A 25,333-nucleotide genomic window follows, 5' to 3' on the forward strand; every position below is an offset into this window, starting at 1 on the left:
GCGTCACGGCTCCTTGTCGATGCGTTCTTCGTAGTCCGCCGATTCTGCGCCCAGCGCAGCGGGCAGCCATTTGCCTGCGATTCTCTTGTAGCTGTCTGCACGATAAGGGTAGCGAGCGACGATGTCCGAAATTCGCTTCTGGAAATCGCGCTCCTCATGCCAGACGCTGCCGCATTCGCCGCAGCCCCAGAACGGCGGCGACTCGGCATCGATCCAATCGACCCATCCCGCGCATCGGGGAAGCGGGCAGCGATAGGGTGCCTCGTGGTCCTGCGGCTTGGTGACGGCGGCGATCGCGACGTACTGCGTGGACGCGCCCCAGCACGGGCACTCGATCATGATGAAACGCTGGCCCTTTGCCAGCAGCGGCATGACGAACGCACGCTGTTGTGCGTTCAGAGCGAAGCGCTCCTTGCAGAGTTGGCACTGTGCGTTCGTTGTGGATTCCATGGCTGTTTCCCTGCAGTGTGCCGGCCGCAGGCCGCTCCAATGTCGAGCCGTCACGCCGGCTCGGTACTCGCATCCAGACCGAACAACTGCTGCGCATTGCGCGTGGTCTGTTCGGCGATCTCCGCGGCGGGCTGGCCGCGCAGCGTGGCGATCGTGTCCAGCACCGTGCGCAGCCGCGCCGGCTCGTTGCGCTGGCCGCGGATCGAGGCGTCGGGCTGGTCCGGGGCGTCGGTTTCCAGCAGCAACTGCTGCAGCGGCAGTTCGGCCGCCAGGCGCCGCAGCCGCTGTGCGCGTTCGTAGGTGACCGGGCCGCCGAGGCCGATCAGGAAATCCAGCGACTGCAGGTGCCGCGCCTGTTCCGGGCTGCCGGCGAAGCTGTGCACCACGCCGCGCAAGCGCCCGACCTTGCGGATCGCCAGGATCACCGCGTCCACCGCGCGCCGCGCGTGCACGATCACCGGCAGGTCGAACTCGCGCGCCAGCTGCAGCTGGCCGGCGAAATAGCGCTGCTGCTCGGCTTCGTCCAACCCATCGACGAAGAAGTCCAGGCCGCATTCGCCGATCGCGCACGGGCGCTCGCGCGCGATCCACTCGCCGAGCAACGGCAGATGCTCAGGGCGGTGCTGGTCCAGGAACAGCGGATGCAGGCCGTAGGCCGGATACAGGCCGTCGGCCATCGTGCAGACCTCGCGCAGCTTCGGCCAGGATGCCGCCGTCACCGCCGGCAGCACCTGCGCGGCGATACCTGCGGCCTGCGCGCGTGCGATCACCGCGGCGCGGTCGCCATCGAACTCGGCGGCGTCGAGATGGCAGTGGCTGTCGATCAGGCGCATCGGCGGTCAGCGGCGCATGCGCCGCGCGCTGGACGCGATGGGCTCCGGTTCGACGGGCGCAGGCGTGCGGGTCTTCCAGTTGGCCAGCAGCAAGGTGCCCAGGCCGAACATGATCTCGTCGATGAAGGGCAGCGGGTCGGGCAGCAGCACGCTCAGCACGAACAGGCCGGCGGTCAGTTTGAACAGCGTCGGGTAGCGCAATTTGCCGGCCCAGCGCAGCAATGGCAGCACGATCGGGTTAGGCATGGACGATCCTCCGGCAGGGTGATGAAAACGCTAACACGCTTGATATGGCGCCTTTCCAGGCACCGCACCAGACCGCGCTGCGGATTTTTGCTGAATAGGGAGCGGATCGGTTCAGCTTCGGCATGGTAATCACAGCACCGTAGACAACGCGGCCAGACCGCAGGAGAGAACACGATGAAGAGCAATACGACAACCATTCTGGTCGCGGCTGGCGCATTGCTGGTCGGCGGCGTGGCCACTGCGGCCTTCATGAACAACCGCGACAAGCAGGAGTTCGCCGGCAGCGGCGACGTGCGCCCGGCCGCCGACAGCGTGTCCGGCGACGCGGTGGCAAGTAACGGCGTCGGCGGCAAGCTGGAATACGCCGACGTGGTGCGGGTCGATCCGATCACGCAGAAGGAACAGCGCTACGCCGAGGTGATCGGCACCGAGCCGCTGCGCGAGACCTCGACCACCACCACCCCGCGCCAGGTCTGCAACGACGTGGTGGTGCAGGAGCGCCTGCCCGAGCGCGACGGCAACGTCGGCGGCACCGTGGTCGGCGCGGTGGTCGGTGGGTTGCTCGGCAACCAGGTCGGCCATGGCAACGGCCGCAAGGCGGCGACCGCGGCCGGCGCCGTGGCCGGCGGCTTCATCGGCAACCAGGTCGACCGCAACCACGTCGGCGGCCGCGTGGTCGATCGCACCGAGCGCCAGTGCCACACCGAGAACAGCACCGCCGAGTCCTCGCGCGTCACCGGCTACAACGTGACCTACCGCAACGACGACGGCAGCACCGGCACCATGCGCACCGACAGCAAGCCGGGCAGCCGCATCGCCCTGGGCAAGGACGATGTGGTCAAGGGCTACGAGGTCACCTACCGCTACGACGGCCAGGAAAAGACCGTGCGCATGGACGACAAGCCCAGCAGCGATCGCCTGCCGGTGCTGGACGGGCGCCTGGTCACCCAGACCGCCTCGGCCGGCGACGTGATCAGCCAACGCTGAGCCGCGCGCGGCAGCAGCGAGGAAAGGCCGGCCAAGTGCCGGCCTTTCCTTTTTCCGGAGCGTGGGCGCGCCGATACAATGCGGCTTTCGCCTGCCGAGTACCCGCCATGCCGTTGCCTTGCGACGATCTGTTCGATGTGGCCTCGCTGCTGAGCGAGGAAGAGCGCGCGATCCAGCAGGCGGTGGCGCGCTTCGTCGATGCCAGGGTGCTGCCGATCATCGGCGATGCGTTCGACCAGGCGCGGTTTCCCGCCGAACTGGTGCCGGAGCTGGTGCAGTTGGGCCTGCTCGGCGCCACGCTGCCGCCCGCCGACGGCGGCGCCGGACTCAATGCGGTCTGCTACGGCCTGATCTGCCAGGAACTGGAACGCGGCGACAGCGGTCTGCGCAGTTTCGTCAGCGTGCAGTCCTCGCTGTGCATGTATCCGATCCACGCCTACGGCAGCCAGGCGCAGCGCCAGCGCTGGTTGCCGGCGATGGCCGCTGGCACCGCGATCGGCTGCTTCGGCCTGACCGAGGCGCAGGGCGGTTCCGACCCGGCCGCGATGCAGACCCGCGCGGTGCGCGACGGCGACGGCTGGCGCCTGAGCGGCAGCAAGATGTGGATCACCAACGGCAGCCTGGCCGACGTGGCGATCGTGTGGGCGCAGACCGAGGACGGCGTGCAGGGGTTCCTGGTCGAAGCCGACACGCCCGGCTTCGCGACCCAGGACATCGCGCACAAGATGAGCCTGCGCGCCTCGGTGACCTCGGCGCTGTTCCTGGACGAGGTGCGCCTGGCGGACACGCAGCGGCTGCCGGGCGTGCGCGGATTGAAGGGCCCGCTGGGCTGCCTGACCCAGGCCCGCTACGGCATCAGCTGGGGCGCGATCGGCGCGGCGATCGCTTGCCTGCGCGAGGCGCTGGCCTATGCCGGCGAGCGCATCCTGTTCGGGCGCCCGCTGGCGGCCACGCAGAGCGCGCAGATCAAGCTGGCCGACATGGCCCGGCGCATCGCCGGCGCGCAGCTGTTGGCGCTGCAGTTGGGCCGGCTCAAGGACGCCGGCGCGCTGCAGCCGGCGCAGGTGTCGCTGGCGAAGTGGAACAACGTGCGCATGGCGCTGGACATCGCCCGCGAGTGCCGCGACCTGCTCGGCGGCGCCGGCATCACCACCGAGTACGGCGCCATCCGCCACGCCTTGAACCTGGAATCGGTGATCACCTACGAAGGCACCGAGACCGTGCACCAACTGGTGGTCGGCCGCGAGCTGACCGGCATCAATGCGTTCTGAACCGCTGCGCGCCTCTGGCGTGGCGCCCGGGGCGATAGACAGGCACGAGGAGGCGAGAGCATGAGCATTTTCGATCTGCGACTGGAAACCGAGCGGCTGCTGCTGCGCCCGCCGAGCGCGGCGGATTTCGCGGACTTCTGCCGTTTCACCGCCGATGCGGAAGCGATGCGCCATCTGGGCGGCGTGCAATCGCCGCCGGTGGCCTGGCGCGCGCTGGCGGCGCTGGTCGGCAGCTGGCAGCTGCAAGGGTTTTCGATGTTCTCGGTGATCGAGAAGCGCAGCGGGCAGTGGATCGGCCGGATCGGGCCGTGGCAGCCGCATGGCTGGCCGGGGACCGAGGTCGGCTGGGGAATCGCGCGCGCGTACTGGGGCCAGGGCTATGCGCCGGAAGCGGCGCGCGCGTCGATCGACTGGGCGTTCGCGCAACTGGGCTGGACCGAGGTGATCCACACCATCGCCGCCGACAACGCCAATTCCAAGGCGGTGGCGGCCAAGCTGGGCGCGCGCTACCTGCGCCAGGATCGCCTGCCCGAGCCGATGCAGGCGCAGGAGGTGGAGGTGTGGGGGCAGTCGCGCGCGGACTGGCAGGCGCGGCGCTGAGCGGCCCGGCGGCGGTCGCCTCGGCCGTATTCACCTGGCCGCGCCGCGCCGGCGGCTAGGCTGCAAGCCCCAAATCGGTCAGGAGTACGCCATGAGCCAGTACCGCATCGCCGTTTTCGTCGGCAGCCTGCGCAAGGAGTCGTTCAACCGGCGCCTGGCGCTGGCGCTGGAGAAGCTGGTCGGCGACCGTGCCCGCTTCGAGTACGTGGAGATCGGCGACCTGCCGCTGTACGACCAGGATCAGGACCACGACTACCCGGAGCAGGGCAAGCGGCTGAAGGCGCAGGTCAGCAACGCCGACGCGGTGCTGTTCGTCACTCCCGAATACAACCGCTCGATCCCCGGCGTGCTCAAGAACGCGATCGACCTGGGCTCGCGGCCCTACGGCGACAGCGCCTTCGCCGGCAAGCCGGCGGCGGTGTGCGGGGTCTCGCCCGGCGCGCTCGGCACCGCGCTGGCGCAGCAGCACCTGCGCAACGTGCTGGCCTACCTGGACATGCCGGTGCTGGGCCAGCCGGAGGTGTTCTTGCAGTTCACGGACGGCTTGATCGAGGCCGACGGCAGCATCGGCAACGCCGACACGCGCAAGTTCCTGCAGGGCTTCGTCGACAAGTTCATCGCCTGGGTCGACGAACTGCAGGCCTGAGCCGCCACGAACGCGCGATCGCAGCCGTTGCGACGGATGGCGGCGATGCTGGCGCTGCGGCGATCGCCTTGCGTGGCGCGGCCTGAGCGCAGTTCTCAACGGGTTGTCCACAGACTTGTCCCTAGCCGCGCCGCACGCCGCTGACTAAGATGGCCGGCCGGGTTGCGCCATCGGCGCCGACCCCGCCGACCGCGTCCCCCAGAGAGAAGATCCAGCCCATGTCCGCCCGTCCCGGCTACCGCGGCGACCGCAAAAGCGAGCGTGGCGAACGCAGCGAGCCGCGTATCGATCAGTTGCGCGTGCCGCCGCATTCGATCGAGGCCGAGCAGGCCGTGCTCGGCGGCCTGATGCTGGCGCCCGACGCCTACGACCGGGTCAACGACCAGCTCACCGACAATGATTTCTACCGGCGCGACCACCAGCTGATCTACCGCGCGATCCGCGAGCTGGCCGAGAAGGGCCGCCCGTTCGATGCGGTGACCCTGGGCGAGTGGTTCGAGTCGCAGGGCAAGCTGGAGATGGTCGGCGACGGCGCCTACCTGATCGAACTGGCCAGCACCACGCCGTCCGCGGCCAACATCGCCGCTTACGCCGAGATCGTGCGCGACAAGGCGGTGCTGCGGCAGCTGATCGAGGTCGGCACCAGCATCGTCAACGACGGTTTCCAGCCGGAAGGGCGCGAGAGCGCCGAGCTGCTGGCCAGCGCCGAAAAGGCGGTGTTCAAGATCGCCGAGGCCGGCGCGCGCGGGCGCAGCGATTTCGTGGCCATGCCCGGCGCGTTGAAGGACGCGTTCGAGGAATTGCGCAGCCGCTTCGAGAACGGCGGCAACATCACCGGCCTGCCCACCGGCTACAGCGACTTCGACGCGATGACCGCCGGCCTGCAGCCGACCGACCTGATCATCCTGGCCGCGCGTCCGGCGATGGGCAAGACCACGCTGGCGCTGAACATCGCCGAGTACGCCGCGATCAAGTCGAAGAAGGCGGTGGCGGTGTTCTCGATGGAAATGTCCGCCTCGCAGCTGGCGATGCGCCTGATCTCCTCCAACGGCCGCATCAACGCGCAGCGCCTGCGTACCGGCCAGCTCGAGGACGAGGACTGGGCGCGGGTCACCGGCGCGATCAAGATGCTGAAGGAAACCAAGATCTTCATCGACGACACGCCCGGCGTGTCGCCGGAGATCCTGCGCTCCAAGGCGCGCCGGCTCAAGCGCGAGCACGACCTGGGGCTGATCGTCATCGACTACCTGCAGCTGATGTCGGTGCCGGGCAACAGCGAGAACCGCGCCACCGAGATCTCCGAGATCTCGCGCTCGCTCAAGGGCCTGGCCAAGGAACTGGGCGTGCCGGTGATCGCGCTGTCGCAGCTCAACCGCTCGCTGGAAACGCGCACCGACAAGCGCCCGGTGATGGCCGACCTGCGCGAATCCGGCGCAATCGAGCAGGACGCGGACATGATCGTGTTCATCTACCGCGACGATTACTACAACAAGGAAAATTCGCCGGACAAGGGCCTGGCCGAGATCATCATCGGCAAGCACCGTGGTGGCCCAACCGGCTCGTGCAAGCTCAAGTTCTTCGGCGAATACACCCGCTTCGACAATCTGTCGCACGATTCGGTGGGCGCGTTCGAGTAGGCGCCGCATGCGACCGCAACGCCGGTCGCGTGATTGCTGCGGTGCGATGGATGCGGCCGGCGGCGCGCGTATTCATCCGGCCACAGCGATACGTCTGTCACAGAGCGCTGTGACCGCGCTCAACCTCAATGCGTGATGGTCGATACCCGGAAAGCACCCTTCCCGGATACCCGCCCATGCCGCTGACCGTCACCCATGCGGAAACCGCCGACCGCGATGCCGTCGCCGCGGTCGCCGCGCTGCGTGCGCAACTGGGCGCCGCGCCGCTGGACGCGCTGCTGCTGTTCTGCGATGCCGAATACGACCTGGACGCGCTGGGGCCGGCGATCAAGGCCGGCTTCGACTGCCCGGTGATCGGCTGCACCGCCGCCGGCCAGATCGGCGAGCAGGGCTTCCAGAGCAACGGCATCCTGGTCGCCGGCCTGCGCGGTGGCGTGCTGCAGGCGCAGCCGCTGCTGATCGCGCCGCTCAGCGACCTGCAGGCGCAGGTCGCGGTGGTGGCCGAGACGGTGCAGGCGGCGACGGCCGACAAGGCCGGGCAGTGCTTCTCGCTGCTGCTGGTCGATGGATTGTCCACCTGCGAGGAATACCTGGCGGCGGCGCTGTACCGGATGATCGGCGACGTGCCGCTGCTCGGCGGCTCGGCCGGCGACAACCTGCGTTTCGAGCGCACCCTGGTCTACTACGACGGCCGCTTCCTGGCCGATGCGGCGGTGCTGACCCTGTTCCATTCGCGGCATCCGTTCGTGGTGTTCAAGCTGCAGCACTTCGTCGCCAGCGAGATCGAGCTGGTGGTCACCGATGCCGATCCGGAGCGGCGCCTGATCCGCGAGATCAACGGCGAGCCGGCCGCGCTGGCCTACGCGCAGGCGATCGGCGTGCCGCTGGAAGCGCTGGAGCCAAAGGTGTTCTCGACCTATCCGCTGCTGCTGACCTTGAGCGGCGAGCCCTACGTGCGTTCGATCCTGCGCGTCAACGAGGACTTGTCGATGACCTGCTACTGCGCGGTGGAAGAGGGCATGGTGGTGTCGGTCGGCCAGGCGGTGGACGTGATGGAAACGCTGCAGCAGGCCTTTGCCGAGGTGCACGAGACGATACCCGACCCGGCGCTGGTGATCGGTTGCGATTGCATCCTGCGCCGGCTGGAGTTCGGCCAGTCGCAGATGCAGCAGCAGGTCGGCGCGTTCATGGCGCGGCAAAGCGTGTTCGGGTTTTCCACCTACGGCGAGCAGTTCAACGGCTTGCACGTCAACCAGACCTTTACCGGCGTGGCGATCGGGAGATGAGCATGTCCGCAGATGCAGCGACGGTACCGTTCCTGGCGCATGCCGCCGCCGCGCCGCCGGAGAGCGGCGAGACGGCGTTGATCGCCGAGTTGCGCCGGCAACTGGCCGCGCGCGACAAGGTGATCGCAGTGCTGAAGAAGCGGGTCACTGCGCGCGACGATGCGGTGGCCTCGCCGCTGGCCACGCTGCAGCAGAACATCGCGCTGGGCAAGGTGGTCGCGCTGAAGACCCAGGAACTGAACCGCGAGCGGCAGGAACTGGAGCATGCCCTGGACGACCTCGGCAAGGCCCAGGTCGCGCTGCTGCAGGCGCAGAAGATGGAATCGATCGGCCAGCTCGCCGCGGGCATCGCCCACGAGATCAATACGCCGGCGCAATACGTGCGCGACAACGTCGCGTTCGTGTGCAAGGCCAAGCAGATCCTCGACCACGTGTTCGACATGACCTTCGGCATCGTCGATGCGGCGCGCGCGCAGGGCGTGGCGCCGGAGCTGGTAGCCGCGCTCGACGCGCAGGTGAGCTCGTCCAAGTTCCAGTACTTGCGCAAGCAGACCCCCGAGGCCTTGCAGCAGTCGCTGGAAGGGCTTGACCGCATCACCAAGATCGTCAGTGCGATGAAGACCTTCTCGCATCCTTCGGCCGGCGAGAAGGAGCCGGTGGACCTGCGCGAACTGGTCGCCACCACCATCACCGTCGCCCGCAACGAATGGAAATACGTGGCCGAGATCGAGACCGATTTCGCCGCCGACGTGCCGCTGGTGCCATGCCTGCGCGACGAGATCGGCCAGGTGCTGCTGAACCTGGTGGTCAACGCGGCGCATGCGATCGGCGACACGCTGGTGCCGGGCGAACGCGAGCAGGGCCGGATCCGCATCATCCTGCGCCGGGCCGGCGACAGCCATGTTGATCTGTGCGTCAGCGACGACGGTCCGGGCATTCCCGAGGCGATCCGGACCAAGGTGTTCGATCCGTTCTTCACCACCAAAGCGGTCGGCAAGGGCACCGGCCAGGGCCTGGCGATCGCCTATTCGGCGGTGGTGGAAAAACACCAGGGACGGATCTTCTTCGAACCGTCGGCGGACCAGCGTGGCACCACCTTCGTGGTGCGGCTGCCGTTGCACGCGGCGGCGGGCTGAACGATGCGCGTGCTGTTCGTCGACGACGAGAAGCAGGTGCTGGCCGGCCTCGAGCGCACCATGTTCATGGCCGATCGCGATTGGGATGTGGCGTTCGCCGGCAGCGGTGCCGAGGCGCTGGTCGCGCTGCACGCGCAGCCGGCCGACGTGGTGGTCTCGGACATGCGCATGCCGATGATGGACGGCGCCGAACTGCTGCGCCAGGTGCGCGACAGTTGCCCGCGCACCATCCGCATCATCCTGTCCGGGCATACCGAACAGGAAGCGGCGCTGCGTTCGCTGGACGTGGCCCATCAGTTCCTGGCCAAGCCCTGCCAGGGCGATGCGCTGATCGAAGCGATCGATCGCGCGGTGGCGCTGCAGGTGCTGCTGGACGATCCGGCGGTGCAGGCGGTGGCCGGACGCATCGGCGGGCTGCCGTCGGCACCGCGCATGTTCGCGCAACTCAACCGCCTGCTCGGCGACCCCGCTGCCGGCGTCGCACAGGTAGCGGCGGTGGTGGAAGGCGACCCGGCGCTGGCGGCCAAGGTGCTGCAGCTGGCCAATTGCGCGTTCTTCGGCAACGGCCATCGCGTGGCCGAGGTCAAGGACGCGGTCAACCGCATCGGCATCGGCCTGCTGCGCACGCTGGTGCTGGCCAGCGAGGTGTTCCACAGCGACGCCGGCGACTCGGCCGACGCGATCCGCGCCGACGCGGTGCGCGCGTCGCGGCTGGCGGCGGCGGTCGGCAAGGGCCATGCCGCCGAGGACGTGGTCACGACCGCGGCGCTGCTGGCCAACGTCGGCGCGTTGCTGCCGGATATCGCGCGGCTGTGCCGCGATGCCGATCCGCACGGCCGCGGCTTCCCGTCGCATGCGGAGATCGGCGCCTATCTGCTCGGCGTGTGGGGCCTGCCCGGGGCGATCGTCGAGGCGGTCGCGCATCATCGTACGCCGCGCCGGGTCGAGCATCGCCAGTTCGACGCGATCGGCGTGGTGCATGTGGCGGTGGCGCTGGCTCAGGGCCTGGCGCCGGACCTGGAATACCTGCAGGCGATGGGCGTGGCCGCGCAGTTGCCGCAGTGGCAGGCGGCGTGCGCGCAGATTCGCGAAGCGGAGGACGCGTCATGAGCGAGCCGGAACTGCCGCGCATCCTGTGCGTGGACGACGAACCCAATCTGCTGGCGGCGCTGGAGCGCAACCTGTTCGGCCAGTTCGACGTGGTCACCGCCAACGGCGGCGAGGCCGGGCTGGCCGCGATCGCCGCCGGCCCGCCATTCGCGGCGATCGTCTCGGACATGCGCATGCCGGGCATGGACGGCGCCGCGTTCCTGGCCGCGGCGCGCGCGCGCGCGCCGGACAGCGTGCGCCTGCTGTTGACCGGGCAGGCCGATGCGACCTCGGCGATCGCCGCGATCAACCAGGGCGCGATCTTCCGCTTCCTGTGCAAGCCGTGCCCGACCGAGGAACTGGTCGCCGCGCTGGAGCAGGCGGTGGCGCTGCATCGCGCCACGCTGCTGGAACGCGAGCTGCTGGAAACCACGCTGGCCGGCACCACGCGCATGCTCACCGAGGTGCTGTCGATGGTCGCGCCGTGGGCGTTCCAGCGCTCGGCGCAACTGCAGGCCTGCGTCAGCCACGTCACCGCCAAGCTGCCGTGGCCCAACCGCTGGATGGTGGAAGTGGCCGCAGCGCTGAGCCACATCGGCTGCGTCAGCGTGCCGGGCGACATCGTGCAGCGCGAGATCGCCGGCGATGAACTGTCCGAGGAAGAGCAGAAGCTGATCGATGGGCATCCGCTGGTCGCGTACCGGCTGCTGACGGCGATCCCGCGCATGCAGCCGGTGGCCGAGATCGTGCGCTACCAGTCGCTGCCGCCGCCGGCCGACGCCGCGCCGGACGTGGTCCGCGGCGCGCAGCTGCTGCGTGCCTCGCTGCTGCTGGTACGCGGGCTGGCGCGCAAGCTGCCGCTGGCGCACGCGGTGCAGGAACTGCGCAAGGTCGAGCCGCCGCTGCCGCGCGGCCTGATCGACGCGCTCGCCGACCTGCAGCTCAATACCCGCAGCGGCATCCGCAAGGCCAAGGTCTGCGACCTGGTGCCGGGCTGGCGCCTGGAGCAGGACGTGGTATCCAAGCGCGGCATGATGCTGCTGGCGCACGGCACCGAACTGAGCCTCACCTCGATCCTGGCCTTACGCAACCTGCAGGCGGCCGGCGCCATCGTCGAGCCGCTGCTGGTCAGCTACGGCAATCAGGAACAGTCCGGCGCGCCGGTCGCCGCCTAATCGGCGCGCCAGCCGGCACCCGAACCGGCGCCGTGCGCGCTCACGCCGGCTGCGCGCTGGCGCCGCGTATCCTTGCGCGTCCTTTTCCGGCCCATCCTGCGCATGAGCTACGCCATCGTCTGGTTCAGGCGCGATCTGCGCCTGCACGATCACCCCGCGTTGCACGCGGCGCTGGCCGCCGGGCATACGCCGGTGCCGGTGTATGTGCACAGTCCCGGCGACGAAGGCGCCTGGGCGGCCGGCGCGGCCTCGTTGAGCTGGCTGCAGCGCTCGCTGGCCGCGCTCGACGCGCAACTGCGCGCGCTGGGTTCGCGACTGATCCTGCGCCAGGGCCCGGCCGAGACCGTGCTGCGCGAGCTGATCGAAGAATGCGGCGCGATCGCGGTGTACTGGAACCGCCGCTACGAACCGGCCACGCAGCCGCGCGACGCCCGGCTCAAGCGCGAACTGCGCGAGCAGGGCCTGCAGGTGCACAGCCACAACGGCGCGCTGCTGTTCGAGCCGTGGCAGCTGGCGACCCAGCAGGGCGGGCCGTACAAGGTGTTCACACCGTTCTGGCGCAGCGCGCTGAGCCATTGGCAGGTGCCGGCGCTATCGCCCGCGCCGAAGACGCTGCCGCCACCGCCGCCGGCACTGCACAGCCTGCCGCTGCAGCAGCTCGGACTGGCGCCGGCGCTGGGCTGGGACCGCGGCTTCTGGGAGGTATGGCAACCGGGCGAAGCGGGCGCGCATGAAGCGCTGGAGGTGTTCGTCGACGGCGCCCTGCGCGGCTATGTCGAGGGCCGCGACCGCCCCAACCAGGTCGGCACCTCGCGCCTGTCGCCGCACCTGCATTTCGGCGAGATCGCGCCGTGGCGGATCGTCGCCGAACTGGAAAAGCACCGCAGCGCCGCCAGCGGCGCTGCGATCGATGCCTACATCCGCCAGCTCGGCTGGCGCGACTTCGCCCATCACCTGCTGCACCATTTCCCGACCACGCCCGAGCACAACCTCAATCCGCGCTTCGCCCGGTTCCGCTGGGCCGCGCCGGATCCGACGCAGCTGCAGGCCTGGCAGCGCGGCCGCACCGGCGTGCCGATCGTCGATGCCGGCCTGCGCGAGCTGTGGCACACCGGCTGGATGCACAACCGGGTGCGGATGATCGTCGCCAGTTACCTGTGCAAGCACCTGCGCGTGCATTGGTCCGAAGGCGCGCGCTGGTTCTGGGACACGCTGGTCGATGCCGACCTGGCCAACAACACCCTCGGCTGGCAGTGGGTGGCGGGCACCGGTGCCGACGCCGCGCCGTATTTCCGCGTGTTCAATCCGGTGACCCAGGCGCAGAAGTTCGATCCGCAGGGCCGCTACATCGCGCGCTGGGTGCCGGAACTGGCGGCGCTGCCGGTGGCCGAGCGCTTCGCGCCGTGGCTGTCGCCGCAGCGCCTGGCCACCAGCGCGCCGCACTATCCACGGCAGCCGATCGTGGACCTGGCCGCCGGACGCGACGCCGCGCTGGCCGCCTACCGCGAGACAAGCGGCGGCGGCTGACGCGGGCCAGCGCGGTGCCCGCGTACTGCGCCGCGGCGTGAACCGCGGCAGCGCAGGGCAGGGGGCCGCGATTGACGCCCTTCGCCGCGCCATGATTCACTCCGGCCACGCACAGGGAGCATGCATGGCCACCAGCACAGCCCGCCGCAAGCCGCGGCGCGAACCGATGTCGCGTGTGGATACCGCCTGGTTGCGGATGGAGCGGCCGACCAATCCGATGATGATCACCGGCGTGCTGATGCTCGACGAGGCGCTGTCGCTGTCGCAGTTCAAGCAATTGGTGCGCAAGCGCTTCCTGTCGTTTCCGCGCTTCCAGCAAAAGCCGGTGGACACCGCCACCGGCGCCTACTGGCAACACGACGACGACTTCGACCTGGACTGGCACGTGCGCCTGTCGGCCCTGCCCGGGCGCGGCGGCAAGAAGGCGCTGGAGCGCTTCGCCGGGCAGATGGCGTCCACGCCCTTGGACAAGACCAAGCCGCTGTGGCAGTTCCATCTGATCGAACGCTACGAAGGCGGCTCGGCGCTGGTCGCGCGCATCCACCACAGCTACGCCGACGGCATCGCCCTGGTGCAGGTGCTGCTGTCGCTGACCGACATGCAGCGGGTGCCGGAGCCCGCGGCGCAGCTCGGCCGCGCCTGGCTGAAGGACGACGGCAAGGAGGTGGTGCGCCGGGTCGGCGCCATCGACCGCTACCTGAAACTGGGCGGACGCATGCTCGACAAGGGCCGCGAGATGTACCAGGACCCGAACCTGGCGCAGATGCTGGCCAAGGAAGGCGGCCTGATCGGCCGCGAACTGGCCAATGCGCTGCTGCTGTCCGACGATCCGCCGACGCTGCTGCGCGGGCGCCTGGGGGTCAGCAAGCGGGTGGCCTGGGCCGCACCGCTGGACCTGGACGAAGTGAAGGCGGTCGGCCGCGCCTGCGACTGCACGGTCAACGACGTGCTGATGGCGACCATGGCCGGCGCCCTGCGCGACTACATGCTCGAGCGCGGCGAACAGCTGGACGGGGTGACCCTGCGCGCCACGGTGCCGGTCAACCTGCGCCCGCTGGAACACGCGCGCAAGCTCGGCAACCATTTCGGGCTGGTGTTCCTGGACCTGCCGGTCGGCGAGGCCAATCCGGTGCGGCGCGTGCAGCGCGTGGCCGAGTCGATGCAGCAGCTCAAGCAGTCGCGGCAGGCGATGGTGGTGTTCGGGCTGCTGGCCGCGGTGGGCATGGCGCCGGCGGCGCTGCAGTCGCTGGCGCTGGACCTGTTCAGCCGCAAGGCGACCACCGTGGCGACCAACGTGCCGGGACCGCAGCAGCCGCTGTACCTGGCCGGCAGCCGCGTGCGCGAGATGATGTTCTGGGTGCCGCAGACCGGTTCGATCGGCGTCGGCGTGTCGATCATGAGCTACAACCACCGCGTGCACTTCGGCCTGATCGGCGACGCGCGGCTGATCCCCGACCCGGATGCGGTGATGCGCCGGATCGGCGCCGAATTCGAGAAGCTGCTGTACCTGGCGCTGATGGGCGACTGGGAGCATCCGCTGCGCGCGGTGGATGCGGACGCGCTGCTGCCGGCTTCCTGAACAGGGCGCATGCGGGCGCAGCGCGACCCGCGCCGCGTTCATGCCGGTCTCGCAGGCGCTTGTTTATGCTTGCTGCCACTTCAATCCAGATGTGGGAGAGAGCGCGATGAAACGCACCGTGATCCAAGGCATGTCCGTGGCGCTGGCCAGCGCGCTGCTGTTGTCCGCCTGCGCCACCGGCGGTTCCTACGTGCAGCGCGACCAATACGGCAATCCGACCGAACAGCAGAACAACCGCACCGGCCGCGGCGCGCTGATCGGCACCGCGGTCGGCGTCGCCGCCGGCCTGCTCAGCGGCAGCAGCGCCACCGAGCGCCGCCAGCACGCGATGATCGGCGCCGGCATCGGCGCGCTCAGCGGCGCGGCGATCGGCAACTACCAGGATCGCCAGGAACGCGCGCTGCGCGAGCGCACCGCCAACACCGGCATCGACGTGCGCCGCGACGGCGACAACATCACCTTGAACCTGCCCGACGGCATCACCTTCGACTTCAACCAGTCCACGCTGAAGCCGCAGTTCTATTCGGCGCTCAACGGCGTGGCCTCGACCCTGGGCGAATACAACCAGACCATGATCGAAGTGGTCGGGCACACCGACAGCATCGGCAGCGACGCGGTCAACCAGCGTCTGTCCGAGCAGCGTGCCGCCTCGGTGGCCGCGTACCTGACCGCGCAGGGCGTGCAGCGCGAACGCATCGAAACGCTGGGCGCGGGCAAGAAGTACCCGATCGCCGACAACAGCACCGAAGCCGGTCGCGCGCAGAACCGCCGGGTCGAGATCCGCGTGGTGCCGCTGCGCTCCTGAGCGGCGCCTGCCCACCCCACAAAATGCGAACGGGCCGCTGATGCGGCCCGTTTCGCGTTATGCGCCAGCTGCGCGCCGGCGTGTCCCGAGGTCGTCCCGAACTCGCCGCGCACAGGGCCGCGGCCAGCTGCCGCGGTCGCTGCGCGCCCGCCTGCTCAGACCAGCGCTTCTTCCTCCTGCTCCGGCGCCGGTTCCGCCTCCGCCTCCTCCAGCAGCGGCAGTTCGGCCAACTGCGGCAACGCCACGGTCTGGGTGTTCATCGCCACGCCGCTGCACAGGGTGAACTCGGCGCCGCTGTCGGCGTGTTGCGCGGCCAGCTTGACCGGGCACTGCGCCAGCATGTAATTGACGTCGAAGTTGAGCTTGTCGACCAGGAAATCGACGAAAGCGCGCACCTTCGGCGACAGCATGCGCCCGCCCGGGAACACCGCGTTGAAATCCAGGTCCGGACCGACCCAGCCGCCGAGCACGCGCCGTGCCTTGCCGGCCTCGATCAGCGGCTTGATCGTCGCATCGCTGGCCAGCACCAGGCCTTCGCCGCACACCAGCCCGCCAATCAGCGCGGCCGAGTCGTTGGCGACCAGGATCGGCTGGATCGCGAAGTCGCCGCTCTGCTTGCCGTTGCGTAGCGGCCAGCTGAGCCGGTTGTTGCCGTTGCGGCCATTGCTCAGCGCCAGCGTGCGGTGGTGTTGCAGGTCGTCCGGATGCAGCGGCTCGCCGTGGCGCTCGATGTAGTTGGGGCTGGCGAACACCTGGGTGCGGAAGGTGGCCAGCTTGCGCGCGACCATGGTCGAATCCAGCAGCGCGCCCATGTGCAGGGCCACGTCCACGCCCTCGGCGATCGGATCGACCTTGTCGCTGGTCATGACCATTTCCAGGCGCACTTCCGGATGCTGCTTGTGGAATTCGCCCAGGATCGGCGCCACCCAGGAAATGCCGGCGGAGTAGGGCACGCTGAAACGCAGCCAGCCGCGCGGGCCGGCCTGCAGCTGCCCGACCGCGCTCTCGGCTTCCTCCAGTTCGCGGGCGATGCGCTGGCAATGCTCGTGATAGACCGCGCCGGCTTCGGTCAGGCCGAGGCGGCGCGTGGTCCGGTGCAGCAGGCGCGCGCCCAGGCGCGCCTCCAGATCCTGCACCTTTCTGCTGACGGTGGTCTTGGGCAGGCCGAGCGCGTTGGCCGCGGCGATGAAGCTGCCTTGTTCGACCACCTTGACGAAGATCAGGGTGTCGTTCAGATCGTGGGTCATGGCGGGTTCCTGAGGGGTGAGAGCGATTGGACCGGTGACGGGACGATTATTCCCCTTAATTCGGACTAATCAAGTGCGGCTTTGACGCCTAATTTGTACGCATTCGCCGCCACCCAGGCCATTTGCTCATGCTGTTGCGCACTCTGTTCCAGTTTCTCGTCGGCGTCCGTCGCCCGAATCGGCTCGATGGTACGCCCATCGACGCGCTGGAAACCGGTTACCTCAAGGCATTTCGTGAATTCACCCCGCCGCCGCGCAGCCAGGCCGGCAGTTCGATGCAGCTCGGCCAGCGCGGCAACGGCCGACTCGGCCGGATCGCGATTGTCCCGTTTGCGGGAGTAAAAGTCCCGTGAGCGGGACGCTGGACCCGGAAGTGCTGGTGCTCGGCGGCACCGGCAACATCGGACTGGGCGTGGTCCGCGCCTTGCTCGAAGCCGGCAGTCCGGTCGTGGCCGTGGCGCGCGACCGCGGCCGGCTGCGCGCCTTGCGCGACCGCTACAGCGACGAACCGGCATTGGACGTGCTGCAGGGCTCGGCCGCCAACGACGCCACCGCCGCTGCCCTGGCGGCGGCGGTGGCGCAGCGGCCGCGGCCGCTGGCCGGGGTGGTCGCCAGCCTGGGCAGCCCGCTGCGCTGCGGGCGCCTGCTGGACCAGCCGGTGACCGCGCTGCGCCGGCGCATGGAAGCGGACCTGCTGCCGCATCTGGCCGCGGCCCGGCACCTGCTGCCGCTGCTGGCGCAGGCCGAGCGCGGCGGCCGCTACATCCTGCTCGGCAGCCCGTGCGCGTTGCGCGCCTGGGCCGGGCATGGCGAGAGCTCGGTGGCCGCGGCCTCGATCCGCATGCTCGCCCAGGTTCTGCACGAAGAAGCCAAGCCGCTGGGCGTGCGCGTGCAACTGCTGTCGCTGACCCATCCGGTCTGCAGCAGCGAAGCCGGCGCCGACGCCTGCCCGGAATGGTTCACCACGCTCAGCGTCGGCCGTGCCGCGGTGGCGCTGCTGGCCGACGCCGGCGTGCCGGGCCAAGCCATCGTCGACATCGACAAACACCACTACGCGCATCCACGCACCTCGTTGATGACCGCACCGCATTTTTCTCCTTCCACTCACGAGGTTTCTCCATGAACCCGATTCCGATGTCATTCCATTCCCCGTCGCGCGCCTTGCGCCCGCTGGCGATCGCGCTGCTGGCCGCGGCCCTGGCCGCTTGCGGCGGCAAGGCCGAGCAGCAGGGCGCGCCGCCGCCGCCGGCGGTCGGCGTGGCGCCTGCGCTACAGAAGGAAATCAGTCAGTGGGACGAGTTCAGCGGCCGCGTCGAGGCGATCGAACACGTCGACCTGCGCCCGCGCGTGTCCGGCTACATCGACAAGGTCAACTACGTCGAAGGGCAGGAGGTGAAGAAGGGCGATGTGCTGTTCACCATCGACGCGCGCAGCTACCGCGCCGAACTGGCGCGCGCCAACGCCGAACTGGCGCGGGCGCGGACCCAGTCCAAGCTCAGCGGCAGCGAGGCGGCACGCGCCAAGAAACTGTCCGACCAGCAGGCGATCTCCACCGAGACCTGGGAGCAACGCCACGCCGCCGCCGACCAGGCCGAGGCCGACGTGCTCGCCGCGCAGGCCGCGGTGGACACCGCGCGCCTGAATCTGGAGTGGACCCAGGTCCGCGCGCCGATCGACGGCCACGCCGGCCGCGCCCTGGTCACCGCCGGCAATCTGGTCAGCGCCGGCGACAGCGCCAGCGTGCTGACCACGCTGGTGTCGCTGGACAAGGTGCATGTGTACTTCGATGCCGACGAAGGCACCTTCCTGCGCTATGCGCAGATGGCGCGCAAGGGCGAGCGGCCCAGCGAACGCGACGGGCAGTTGCCGGTGCAGGTCGGCCTGGTCGGCGAGGACGGGTTCCCGCACGCCGGCAGGGTCGATTTCCTGGATAACCAGATCACCAGCAGCACCGGCACCATCCGCGTGCGCGCCGTGCTCGACAACGCCGATCGCAGCTTCACCCCGGGCCTGTTCGCCCGCGTGCGCCTGCTCGGCAGCGGCCGCTTCAACGCGCTGCTGATCGACGACCGCTCGGTGCTGACCGACCAGGACCGCAAGTACGTCTACGTCGTCGACAAGGACGGCAAGGCGCAGCGTCGCGACGTGCAGCTGGGACGCAGCGCCGAAGGCCTGCGCATCGTGCTCGGCGGGCTCAACGCCGGCGACCGGGTCATCGTCGACGGGGTGCAGAAAGTGTTCATGCCGGGCATGCCGGTGCAGGCCAAGCCGGTGGCCCTGGCCACGACTTCGCCGGCCGCCGCACGCAAGGCCGTCGCCCTCGACTGAGTCGCCTCCGACTGACGCCGGAGGCGCGCACAGCGTCGTAGACCGGCCGCGCTGGCGGCCGGTGTTTGCAGGTCGGGCCACCGTCGTGGCCCGGCGTCGCCGCCGCTTTGCCCGCATTCCTGTTCGGCCATCCGTTTCACCTTAGTTTCCAGGACCACCACCCATGGACTTTTCCAGATTCTTCATCGACCGGCCGATCTTCGCGGCCGTGCTGTCGATCGTCATCTTCGCCGCGGGATTGATCGCGATCCCGATGCTGCCCATCGGCGAATACCCCGAAGTGGTACCGCCGTCGGTGATCGTGCGCACGGTGTATCCGGGCGCCAACCCCAAGGTCATCGCCGAGACCGTCGCCACGCCATTGGAAGAGGCGATCAACGGCGTGGAAGGCATGATGTACATCAAGTCGGTGGCCGGCTCCGACGGCGTGCTGCAGATGACCATCACCTTCCGCCCGGGCACCGACGCCGACGACGCTGCGGTCAAGGTGCAGAACCGCGTCTCGCAGGCGCAGGCGCGCCTGCCCGAGGACGTGCGCCGGCAGGGCGTGACTACGCAGAAGAAGTCGCCGACGTTCTTGATGGTCGTGCACGTGACTTCGCCCAAGGGCAAGTACGACACGCTGTATCTGCGCAACTACGCGCGCCTGCACGTCAAGGACGCGCTGGCGCGGATCCAGGGCGTGGGCGATGCGCAGGTGTTCGGCGGCGGCGACTACGCGATGCGCGCCTGGCTGGATCCGGAACGCATCGCCGCGCGCGGCCTCACCGCCGGCGACGTGGTCGCCGCGATGCGCGAACAGAACGTGCAGGTCTCGGCCGGCCAGCTCGGCGCCGAGCCGATGCCGGACAGCAAGTTCCTGACCCTGATCAACGCGCAGGGCCGCCTGCGCAGCGAGAAGGAGTTCGGCGACATCGTGCTCAAGGTCGGCGCCGACGGCGAAACCGTGCGCCTGGGCGACGTCGCGCGCCTGGAACTGGGGGCCGGCGACTACACGCTGCGCTCGCAGCTGGACGGCAAGAACGCGGTCGGCATCGGCATCTTCCAGGCGCCGGGCGCCAATGCGCTGGAGATCCGCGATCAGGTGATCGCGACGATGGACGAACTGACCAAGCAGTTCCCGGACGACGTGAAGTACGAGGCGGTGTACGACACCACGATCTTCGTGCGCGACTCGATCACCGCGGTGGTGCACACCTTGCTGGAGGCGGTGCTGCTGGTGGTGCTGGTGGTGATCCTGTTCCTGCAGACCTGGCGCGCCTCGATCATTCCGTTGATCGCGGTCCCGGTGTCGGTGGTGGGTACCTTCGCCGCGCTGTACGTGCTGGGCTTCTCGATCAACACGCTGACCCTGTTCGGGTTGGTGCTGGCGATCGGCATCGTCGTCGACGATGCGATCGTGGTGGTGGAGAACGTGGAGCGCAACATCGAGGAAGGGCTGACCCCGCTGGCCGCGGCGCACCAGGCGATGCGCGAGGTGTCCGGCCCGATCGTGGCGATCGCGCTGGTGCTGTGCGCGGTGTTCGTGCCGATGGCGTTCCTGTCCGGCGTGACCGGCCAGTTCTACAAGCAGTTCGCGGTGACCATCGCCATCTCCACGGTGATTTCGGCGATCAACTCGCTGACCCTGTCGCCGGCGCTGGCCGCGCTGCTGCTGCGCTCCCACGACGCGCCCAAGGACGCGGTGTCGCGGCTGATGGACCGCCTGTTCGGCGGCTGGCTGTTCCGTCCGTTCAATCGCTTCTTCAACCGCAGCTCCGAACGCTACCAGGGCAGCGTGTCGCGGATCCTCGGCAGGCGCGGCGTGGTGTTCGTGGTCTATCTCGGCCTGCTGGTGGTCACCGGCGTGATGTTCAAGGCGGTGCCGGCCGGCTTCATCCCGACCCAGGACAAGATGTACCTGATCTCCGGCGTGAAGCTGCCCGAGGGCGCCTCGCTCGAACGCACCGACGCGTTGCTGCGCAAGGTCACCAACATCGCCATGCAGACCGATGGCGTCGAGCATGCGATCTCGTTCCCCGGTTTGAACGCGCTGCAGTTCACCAACACGCCCCGCCTGGCCGGCGATCCAGGGCGGGCGGCATACCTTGGTGGCGGCGCCCACCGGCTCCGGCAAGACCCTCACCGCGTTCCTCGCCGCGCTCGATGCGCTGCTGCGTGAAGGCCTGCGCGATGGCGGACTCGCCGATCGCACCCAGGTGCTGTACGTGTCGCCGCTGAAAGCGCTTTCAAACGATATCCAGCTCAATCTCGAGGCGCCGCTCGCCGGCATCCGCGCCGAACTGGCCGCGCTCGGCCTGCCCGACGTGGAAATCCGTACCGCGGTGCGCACCGGCGACACGCCGCAGCGCGAGCGCGCGCAGGCGCGGCGGCGTCCGCCGCATGTGCTGGTGACCACGCCCGAGTCGCTGTACGTGCTGCTCGGGTCGGCGTCCGGGCGCGACGCGCTGCGCCACGTGCGCACGGTGATCGTCGACGAGATCCACGCGCTGGCGGCGAACAAGCGCGGCAGCCACCTGGCGCTGTCGCTGCAGCGGCTGCAGCAGCTGTGCGCGACGCCGCCGCTGCGCATCGGCCTGTCGGCGACGCAGAAGCCGATCGATGCGGTCGCGCGCTTTCTGGTCGGCAGTGCGGCGGTGCACGCCGGGCAACCCGATTGCGCGATCGTCGACATCGGCTATGCGCGTGCCCGCGACCTGGCGCTGGAGCTGCCGCCGACGCCGCTCAGCGTGACGATGTCCAACGACCAGTGGCAGCAGGTGTACGCGCGCCTGGCCGAACTGGTACGCGCGCATCGCACCACGCTGGTGTTCGTCAACACCCGGCGCATGGCCGAACGCACCGCGCGGCACCTGGGCGAGCTGCTCGGCAACGACGCGGTGGCGGCGCACCACGGCAGCCTGGCGCGCGAGGCGCGGCTGCTCGCCGAGCAGCGGCTCAAGGCCGGCCAACTGCAGGTGCTGGTCGCCACCGCCTCGCTGGAACTGGGCCTGGACATCGGCGACGTGGACCTGGTGTGCCAGCTCGGCTCGCCGCGTTCGATCGCCAGTTTCCTGCAGCGCGCCGGGCGTTCCGGGCATGCCGTCGGCGGCACGCCGAAGGCGCGGCTGTTCCCGCAGTCGCGCGACGACCTGGTCGAATGCGCGGCGCTGCTCGACTGCGTGCGCCGCGGCGAACTGGATGCGCTGCGCATCCTCGATGCGCCGCTGGACGTGTTGGCACAGCAACTGGTGGCCGAGGTTGCCTGCCAGGAATGGGACGAGGATGCGCTGTACGCGCTGGTGCGCGGCGCCTGGCCGTACGCGACGCTGCCGCGCGAGCGCTTCGACACGGTGCTGCGAATGCTGTGCGACGGTTTCAGCACGCGGCTGGGTCCGCGCGCCGGCTATCTGCATCGCGACGCGGTGCATCGCCGCGTGCGCGAGCGCCGCGGCGCGCGCATGGCGGCGCTGACCTCCGGCGGCACCATTCCCGAGACCGGCGACTACAGCGTGTTGCTGGAGCCGCAGGCCGAGACCATCGGCACGGTCAACGAAGACTTCGCGGTGGAGAGCCTCAGCGGCGACGTGTTCCAGCTCGGCAACGCCAGCTATCGCATCCTGCGCGTGGAGCCGGGCAGGGTGCGGGTCGAAGACGCACGCGGCGCGCCACCGAACATCCCGTTCTGGCTCGGTGAGGCGCCGGGGCGCACTGACGAACTGTCGGCCGGCGTGTCGCGGCTGCGCGCGCAGTTGGAGCGGTGCCTGGAGCAGGGCGGTGCGGCGCAGGCGCTGGCCTGGCTGCAGCAGGAACTGGCGCTGGACGCCGCCGCCGCGCAGCAACTGGTGGACTATCTGGGCCGCGCGCGTACCGCGTTGGGCGCGCTGCCCACGCAGCGCTGCATCGTGCTGGAGCGTTTCTTCGACGACAGCGGCGGCACCCAGTTGGTGATCCACAGCGTGTACGGCAGCCGCATCAATCGCGCCTGGGGCCTGGCCCTGCGCAAACGCTTCTGCCGCACCTTCAATTTCGAACTGCAGGCGGCCGCCACCGAGGACGCGATTGTGCTGTCGCTGTCGACCCGGCACAGCTTCGCGCTGGAAGAGGTCGCGCGCTACCTGCATGCGGCGTCGGCGTTGGAGGTGCTGGTGCAGGCCTTGCTGGACGCGCCGCTGTTCGGCGTGCGCTGGCGTTGGAACGCCACCAACGCGCTGGCCTTGCCGCGTTTCACCGGCGGGCGCAAGGTCGCCCCGCAGCTGCAGCGGATGAAGTCCGAAGACCTGCTGGCCACGGTGTTCCCGGACCAGGTCGCCTGCGCCGAGAACCTGGTCGGCGAGCGCGAGATTCCCGAGCACCCGCTGGTCGCGCAGACCCTGCATGACTGCCTGCACGAGGCGATGGACAGCGATGGCTGGCTGCAGCTGCTGCGCGGCATCGAGGACGGCAGCGTGCGCGTGCTGGCGCGCGATCTGGCGGCACCGTCGCCGCTGGCGGCCGAGGCGCTGGACGCGCGGCCGTACGCGTTCCTCGACGATGCGCCGCTGGAAGAGCGCCGCACCCAGGCCGTGCACAGCCGCCGCTACCAGGATCCGGGCAGCGCCGACGACCTTGGCCAACTCGATCCGGAGGCGATCGCCGCGGTGCGCGAGGAAGCCTGGCCGCAGCCGCGCAGCCGCGACGAGATGCACGAGGCGCTGGTCGCGCTCGGCGTGCTGACCGACAGCGAGGCCGCCGCGCACCCGGCGTGGTCGAATTGGCTGGCCGAGCTGGCCGCCGATGCGCGTGCCACCCGCTTGCAGGGCAGCGGCGGTGACGGCGTCGCGTTGTGGGTCGCGGCCGAGTCGCTGGCGCTGATCGCGCCGCTGTATCCGCAGGCCGCCGCGCAGCCGCGCATCGCCGTGCCACAGGGTTACGCGATCGACGACTGGCAGCGCGACCAGGCGCTGCGCGAGCTGCTGCGCTCGCGCCTGGCGGCATTGGGTCCGGTGACCGCGGCGGCGCTGGCCGCGCCGCTGCAGATGCCGCTGCGCGAGGTGCAGGCGGCCCTGCTGGCGTTGCAACAGGACGGCTACATCCTGCCGGGCCGCTTCACTCCCGAGGCCGTGGCCGACGAGTGGTGCGAGCGTCATCTGCTGGCGCGCATCCACCGCTACACGCTGGGCCGGCTGCGCCGCGAGATCGAACCGGTGGCGCCGCGCGACTACGCGCGCTTCCTGTTCCGCTGGCAGCACCTGGACGGCGAAGGCCGCGTCGCCGGCGCGGAAGCGCTGGCCAGCGTGCTGGCGCAACTGGAGGGCTTCGAGGCGCCGGCGGCGCTGTGGGAGGCCGACCTGTTGCCGGCGCGGGTGCGCGACTATGCCCCGGCCTGGCTGGACGAACTGTGCAGTGCCGGGCGCACGCTGTGGACGCGGCTGCGCCCGACCGCGGCCAGCGCAGTCGGTGCGGGCGGCACCGGCTCGCTGCGCAGCACGCCGATCCTGCTGCTGCCGCGGCGCAGCGCCGCGCAGTGGTCGCGCCTGGCGCCGGCGGGGGCCGAGCCGGGCACGCTCGGTTCGCGCGCGCAGAAGGTCGCCGATTACCTGGGGACGCACGGCGCCTCGTTCTTCGACGAGATCGCCGATGCGACGCGGCTGCTGTCCACCGAACTGGAAGAGGCGCTGGCCGAGCTGGTGGCCGCAGGCCGCATCCACTGCGACAGCTACGCTGGCCTGCGCGCGTTGCTGGTGCCGGCATCGAAGCGGCCGTCGGCGCTGGCGCGGCGCCGGCGCCGGGTGCCGCTGTACGGCATCCAGGATGCGGGACGCTGGGCGCTGCTGCGCTTCGCTGCGGATGCCGGCGACGCCGCGGCCCGCGGCGAGTCGCTCGACCATCTGGCGCGGACGCTGCTGCGCCGCTACGGCGTGATCTGCTGGCGCCTGCTCGAACGCGAGGCAGCGTGGCTGCCGCCGTGGCGCGAGCTGCTGCGCGTCTATCAGCGCCTGGAGGCGCGCGGCGAGATCCGCGGCGGGCGCTTCATCAGCGGGTTGTCCGGCGAGCAGTTCGCGCTGCCCGAGGCGATCGGCCTGCTGCGCCAGGTGCGGCGCCAGCCGCACGACGGCGCCTGGTTGTGCGTGGCCGCGGCCGATCCGGCCAACCTGCTCGGCAGCGTGCTGCCGGGCAGCCGGGTGCCGCGCGTGCCCGGTGCACGCGTGCTGTATCGCGATGGCGTGCCGGTGGCGACATGGGTGGCGGAGCGGTTCGAGCCGTTGCAGGACCTGAGCGCGGCCGACAGCGCGGTGGCGCGGCAACGGCTGACCGAGACGGCGGGATCGGGTACGCGCGATGCGATCGCCGCGATGCTTGCCGGCTTGCGCTGACGCGCGACGCTCGCCAATACCCCTGTTCAGTAACGTATTTCATTCAGGGACTGCACGGCGACGTTGCCTGCGGGTGAAATTTTCACGTCTTGTCTACAAATATCCTAGGTTTGCATCCCAGTTCGAATCTGCCTGCAAACGGGCGGAATCCGCCAT

19 protein-coding genes and 2 pseudogenes are annotated in these 25,333 nt (G+C 69.8%); 17 read left to right on the forward strand and 4 right to left on the reverse strand.

Going from position 1 to position 25,333, the window contains the following annotated elements:
• Positions 1 to 3: 3 nt before the first annotated feature.
• From HEP75_RS09270 to HEP75_RS09280, 3 genes are read right to left on the reverse strand one after another with little or no spacing between them, the layout of a single operon-like run.
• Positions 4 to 450, reverse strand: a complete 447-nt coding sequence (locus HEP75_RS09270; protein WP_185826226.1) for a hypothetical protein — start codon at positions 448 to 450, stop codon at positions 4 to 6.
• A 50-nt stretch (positions 451 to 500) separates the two neighbouring features.
• The gene (locus HEP75_RS09275; RefSeq protein WP_185826227.1) at positions 501 to 1,283 is read right to left on the reverse strand and encodes a TatD family hydrolase; all 783 of its coding nucleotides are present in this window, start codon (positions 1,281 to 1,283) and stop codon (positions 501 to 503) included.
• 6 nt (positions 1,284 to 1,289) lie between these two features.
• Entirely contained in the window at positions 1,290 to 1,529 is a 240-nt protein-coding gene (locus HEP75_RS09280; protein WP_185826228.1) for a DUF6116 family protein, read from the reverse strand.
• 174 nt (positions 1,530 to 1,703) lie between these two features.
• Between HEP75_RS09280 and HEP75_RS09285 the strand changes: the two genes are divergently transcribed.
• The 12 genes from HEP75_RS09285 to HEP75_RS09340 all read left to right on the forward strand — a co-directional run bounded on the left by HEP75_RS09285 (position 1,704) and on the right by HEP75_RS09340 (position 15,267).
• Positions 1,704 to 2,516 carry a glycine zipper 2TM domain-containing protein gene (locus tag HEP75_RS09285; RefSeq protein WP_185826229.1) on the forward strand — a complete coding sequence of 271 codons (813 nt, stop codon included), beginning with the start codon at positions 1,704 to 1,706 and terminating at the stop codon, positions 2,514 to 2,516.
• A gap of 107 nt (positions 2,517 to 2,623) precedes the next feature.
• Entirely contained in the window at positions 2,624 to 3,787 is a 1,164-nt protein-coding gene (locus HEP75_RS09290; RefSeq protein ID WP_185816148.1) for an acyl-CoA dehydrogenase family protein, read from the forward strand.
• Between the two features lie 60 nt (positions 3,788 to 3,847).
• Positions 3,848 to 4,387, forward strand: a complete 540-nt coding sequence (locus tag HEP75_RS09295; protein WP_185826230.1) for a GNAT family N-acetyltransferase — start codon at positions 3,848 to 3,850, stop codon at positions 4,385 to 4,387.
• Positions 4,388 to 4,478: 91 nt separating this feature from the next.
• Positions 4,479 to 5,033 carry an NADPH-dependent FMN reductase gene (locus HEP75_RS09300; RefSeq protein ID WP_185816150.1) on the forward strand — a complete coding sequence of 185 codons (555 nt, stop codon included), beginning with the start codon at positions 4,479 to 4,481 and terminating at the stop codon, positions 5,031 to 5,033.
• A gap of 218 nt (positions 5,034 to 5,251) precedes the next feature.
• Positions 5,252 to 6,670: a replicative DNA helicase gene (locus tag HEP75_RS09305; RefSeq protein WP_185816151.1), complete on the forward strand. Its 1,419-nt coding sequence runs from the start codon at positions 5,252 to 5,254 to the stop codon at positions 6,668 to 6,670.
• 176 nt (positions 6,671 to 6,846) lie between these two features.
• Positions 6,847 to 7,956 (forward strand): FIST N-terminal domain-containing protein, encoded by a 1,110-nt coding sequence (locus HEP75_RS09310; RefSeq protein ID WP_185816152.1) that lies wholly within the window; start codon positions 6,847 to 6,849, stop codon positions 7,954 to 7,956.
• 2 nt (positions 7,957 to 7,958) lie between these two features.
• Positions 7,959 to 9,092: an ATP-binding protein gene (locus HEP75_RS09315; RefSeq protein ID WP_185822985.1), complete on the forward strand. Its 1,134-nt coding sequence runs from the start codon at positions 7,959 to 7,961 to the stop codon at positions 9,090 to 9,092.
• Between the two features lie 3 nt (positions 9,093 to 9,095).
• The gene (locus HEP75_RS09320) at positions 9,096 to 10,202 is read left to right on the forward strand and encodes an HDOD domain-containing protein (protein ID WP_185826231.1); all 1,107 of its coding nucleotides are present in this window, start codon (positions 9,096 to 9,098) and stop codon (positions 10,200 to 10,202) included.
• On the forward strand, positions 10,199 to 11,356 hold the full coding sequence (locus HEP75_RS09325; protein ID WP_185826232.1) for an HD domain-containing phosphohydrolase: 1,158 nt from the start codon (positions 10,199 to 10,201) through the stop codon (positions 11,354 to 11,356). Before HEP75_RS09320 ends, HEP75_RS09325 begins: the two co-directional genes overlap by 4 nt.
• A 102-nt stretch (positions 11,357 to 11,458) precedes the next feature.
• On the forward strand, positions 11,459 to 12,883 hold the full coding sequence (locus HEP75_RS09330; protein ID WP_185826233.1) for a deoxyribodipyrimidine photo-lyase: 1,425 nt from the start codon (positions 11,459 to 11,461) through the stop codon (positions 12,881 to 12,883).
• 124 nt (positions 12,884 to 13,007) lie between these two features.
• Positions 13,008 to 14,462: a wax ester/triacylglycerol synthase family O-acyltransferase gene (locus HEP75_RS09335; RefSeq protein ID WP_185826234.1), complete on the forward strand. Its 1,455-nt coding sequence runs from the start codon at positions 13,008 to 13,010 to the stop codon at positions 14,460 to 14,462.
• Between the two features lie 106 nt (positions 14,463 to 14,568).
• Positions 14,569 to 15,267 (forward strand): OmpA family protein, encoded by a 699-nt coding sequence (locus tag HEP75_RS09340; RefSeq protein ID WP_185816158.1) that lies wholly within the window; start codon positions 14,569 to 14,571, stop codon positions 15,265 to 15,267.
• 155 nt (positions 15,268 to 15,422) lie between these two features.
• On the opposite strand, the gene HEP75_RS09345 is transcribed toward HEP75_RS09340, so the two are convergent.
• A complete protein-coding gene (locus HEP75_RS09345; RefSeq protein ID WP_185816159.1) occupies positions 15,423 to 16,514 on the reverse strand; it encodes a LysR family transcriptional regulator in 1,092 nt (363 codons plus the stop codon).
• 128 nt (positions 16,515 to 16,642) lie between these two features.
• Here HEP75_RS09345 and HEP75_RS09350 point away from each other — a divergent pair, with 128 nt between their 5' ends.
• From HEP75_RS09350 to HEP75_RS09370, 5 genes and pseudogenes are all read left to right on the forward strand, one after another.
• Positions 16,643 to 16,867 (forward strand): hypothetical protein, encoded by a 225-nt coding sequence (locus HEP75_RS09350; RefSeq protein ID WP_185816160.1) that lies wholly within the window; start codon positions 16,643 to 16,645, stop codon positions 16,865 to 16,867.
• Positions 16,864 to 17,637 (forward strand): SDR family oxidoreductase, encoded by a 774-nt coding sequence (locus tag HEP75_RS09355; protein ID WP_185816161.1) that lies wholly within the window; start codon positions 16,864 to 16,866, stop codon positions 17,635 to 17,637. Before HEP75_RS09350 ends, HEP75_RS09355 begins: the two co-directional genes overlap by 4 nt.
• An 11-nt stretch (positions 17,638 to 17,648) precedes the next feature.
• Positions 17,649 to 18,842: an efflux RND transporter periplasmic adaptor subunit gene (locus HEP75_RS09360; RefSeq protein WP_185826235.1), complete on the forward strand. Its 1,194-nt coding sequence runs from the start codon at positions 17,649 to 17,651 to the stop codon at positions 18,840 to 18,842.
• Positions 18,843 to 19,005: 163 nt separating this feature from the next.
• Positions 19,006 to 20,895: pseudogene (locus HEP75_RS09365) on the forward strand (efflux RND transporter permease subunit); the annotation flags it as partial.
• 1 nt (position 20,896) lies between these two features.
• Positions 20,897 to 25,177 (forward strand): annotated as a pseudogene (locus tag HEP75_RS09370) (DEAD/DEAH box helicase); the annotation flags it as partial.
• Positions 25,178 to 25,333 lie beyond the last annotated feature (156 nt).

The organism is Xanthomonas sp. SI (assembly GCF_014236855.1).
GTDB lineage: Bacteria > Pseudomonadota > Gammaproteobacteria > Xanthomonadales > Xanthomonadaceae > Xanthomonas_A.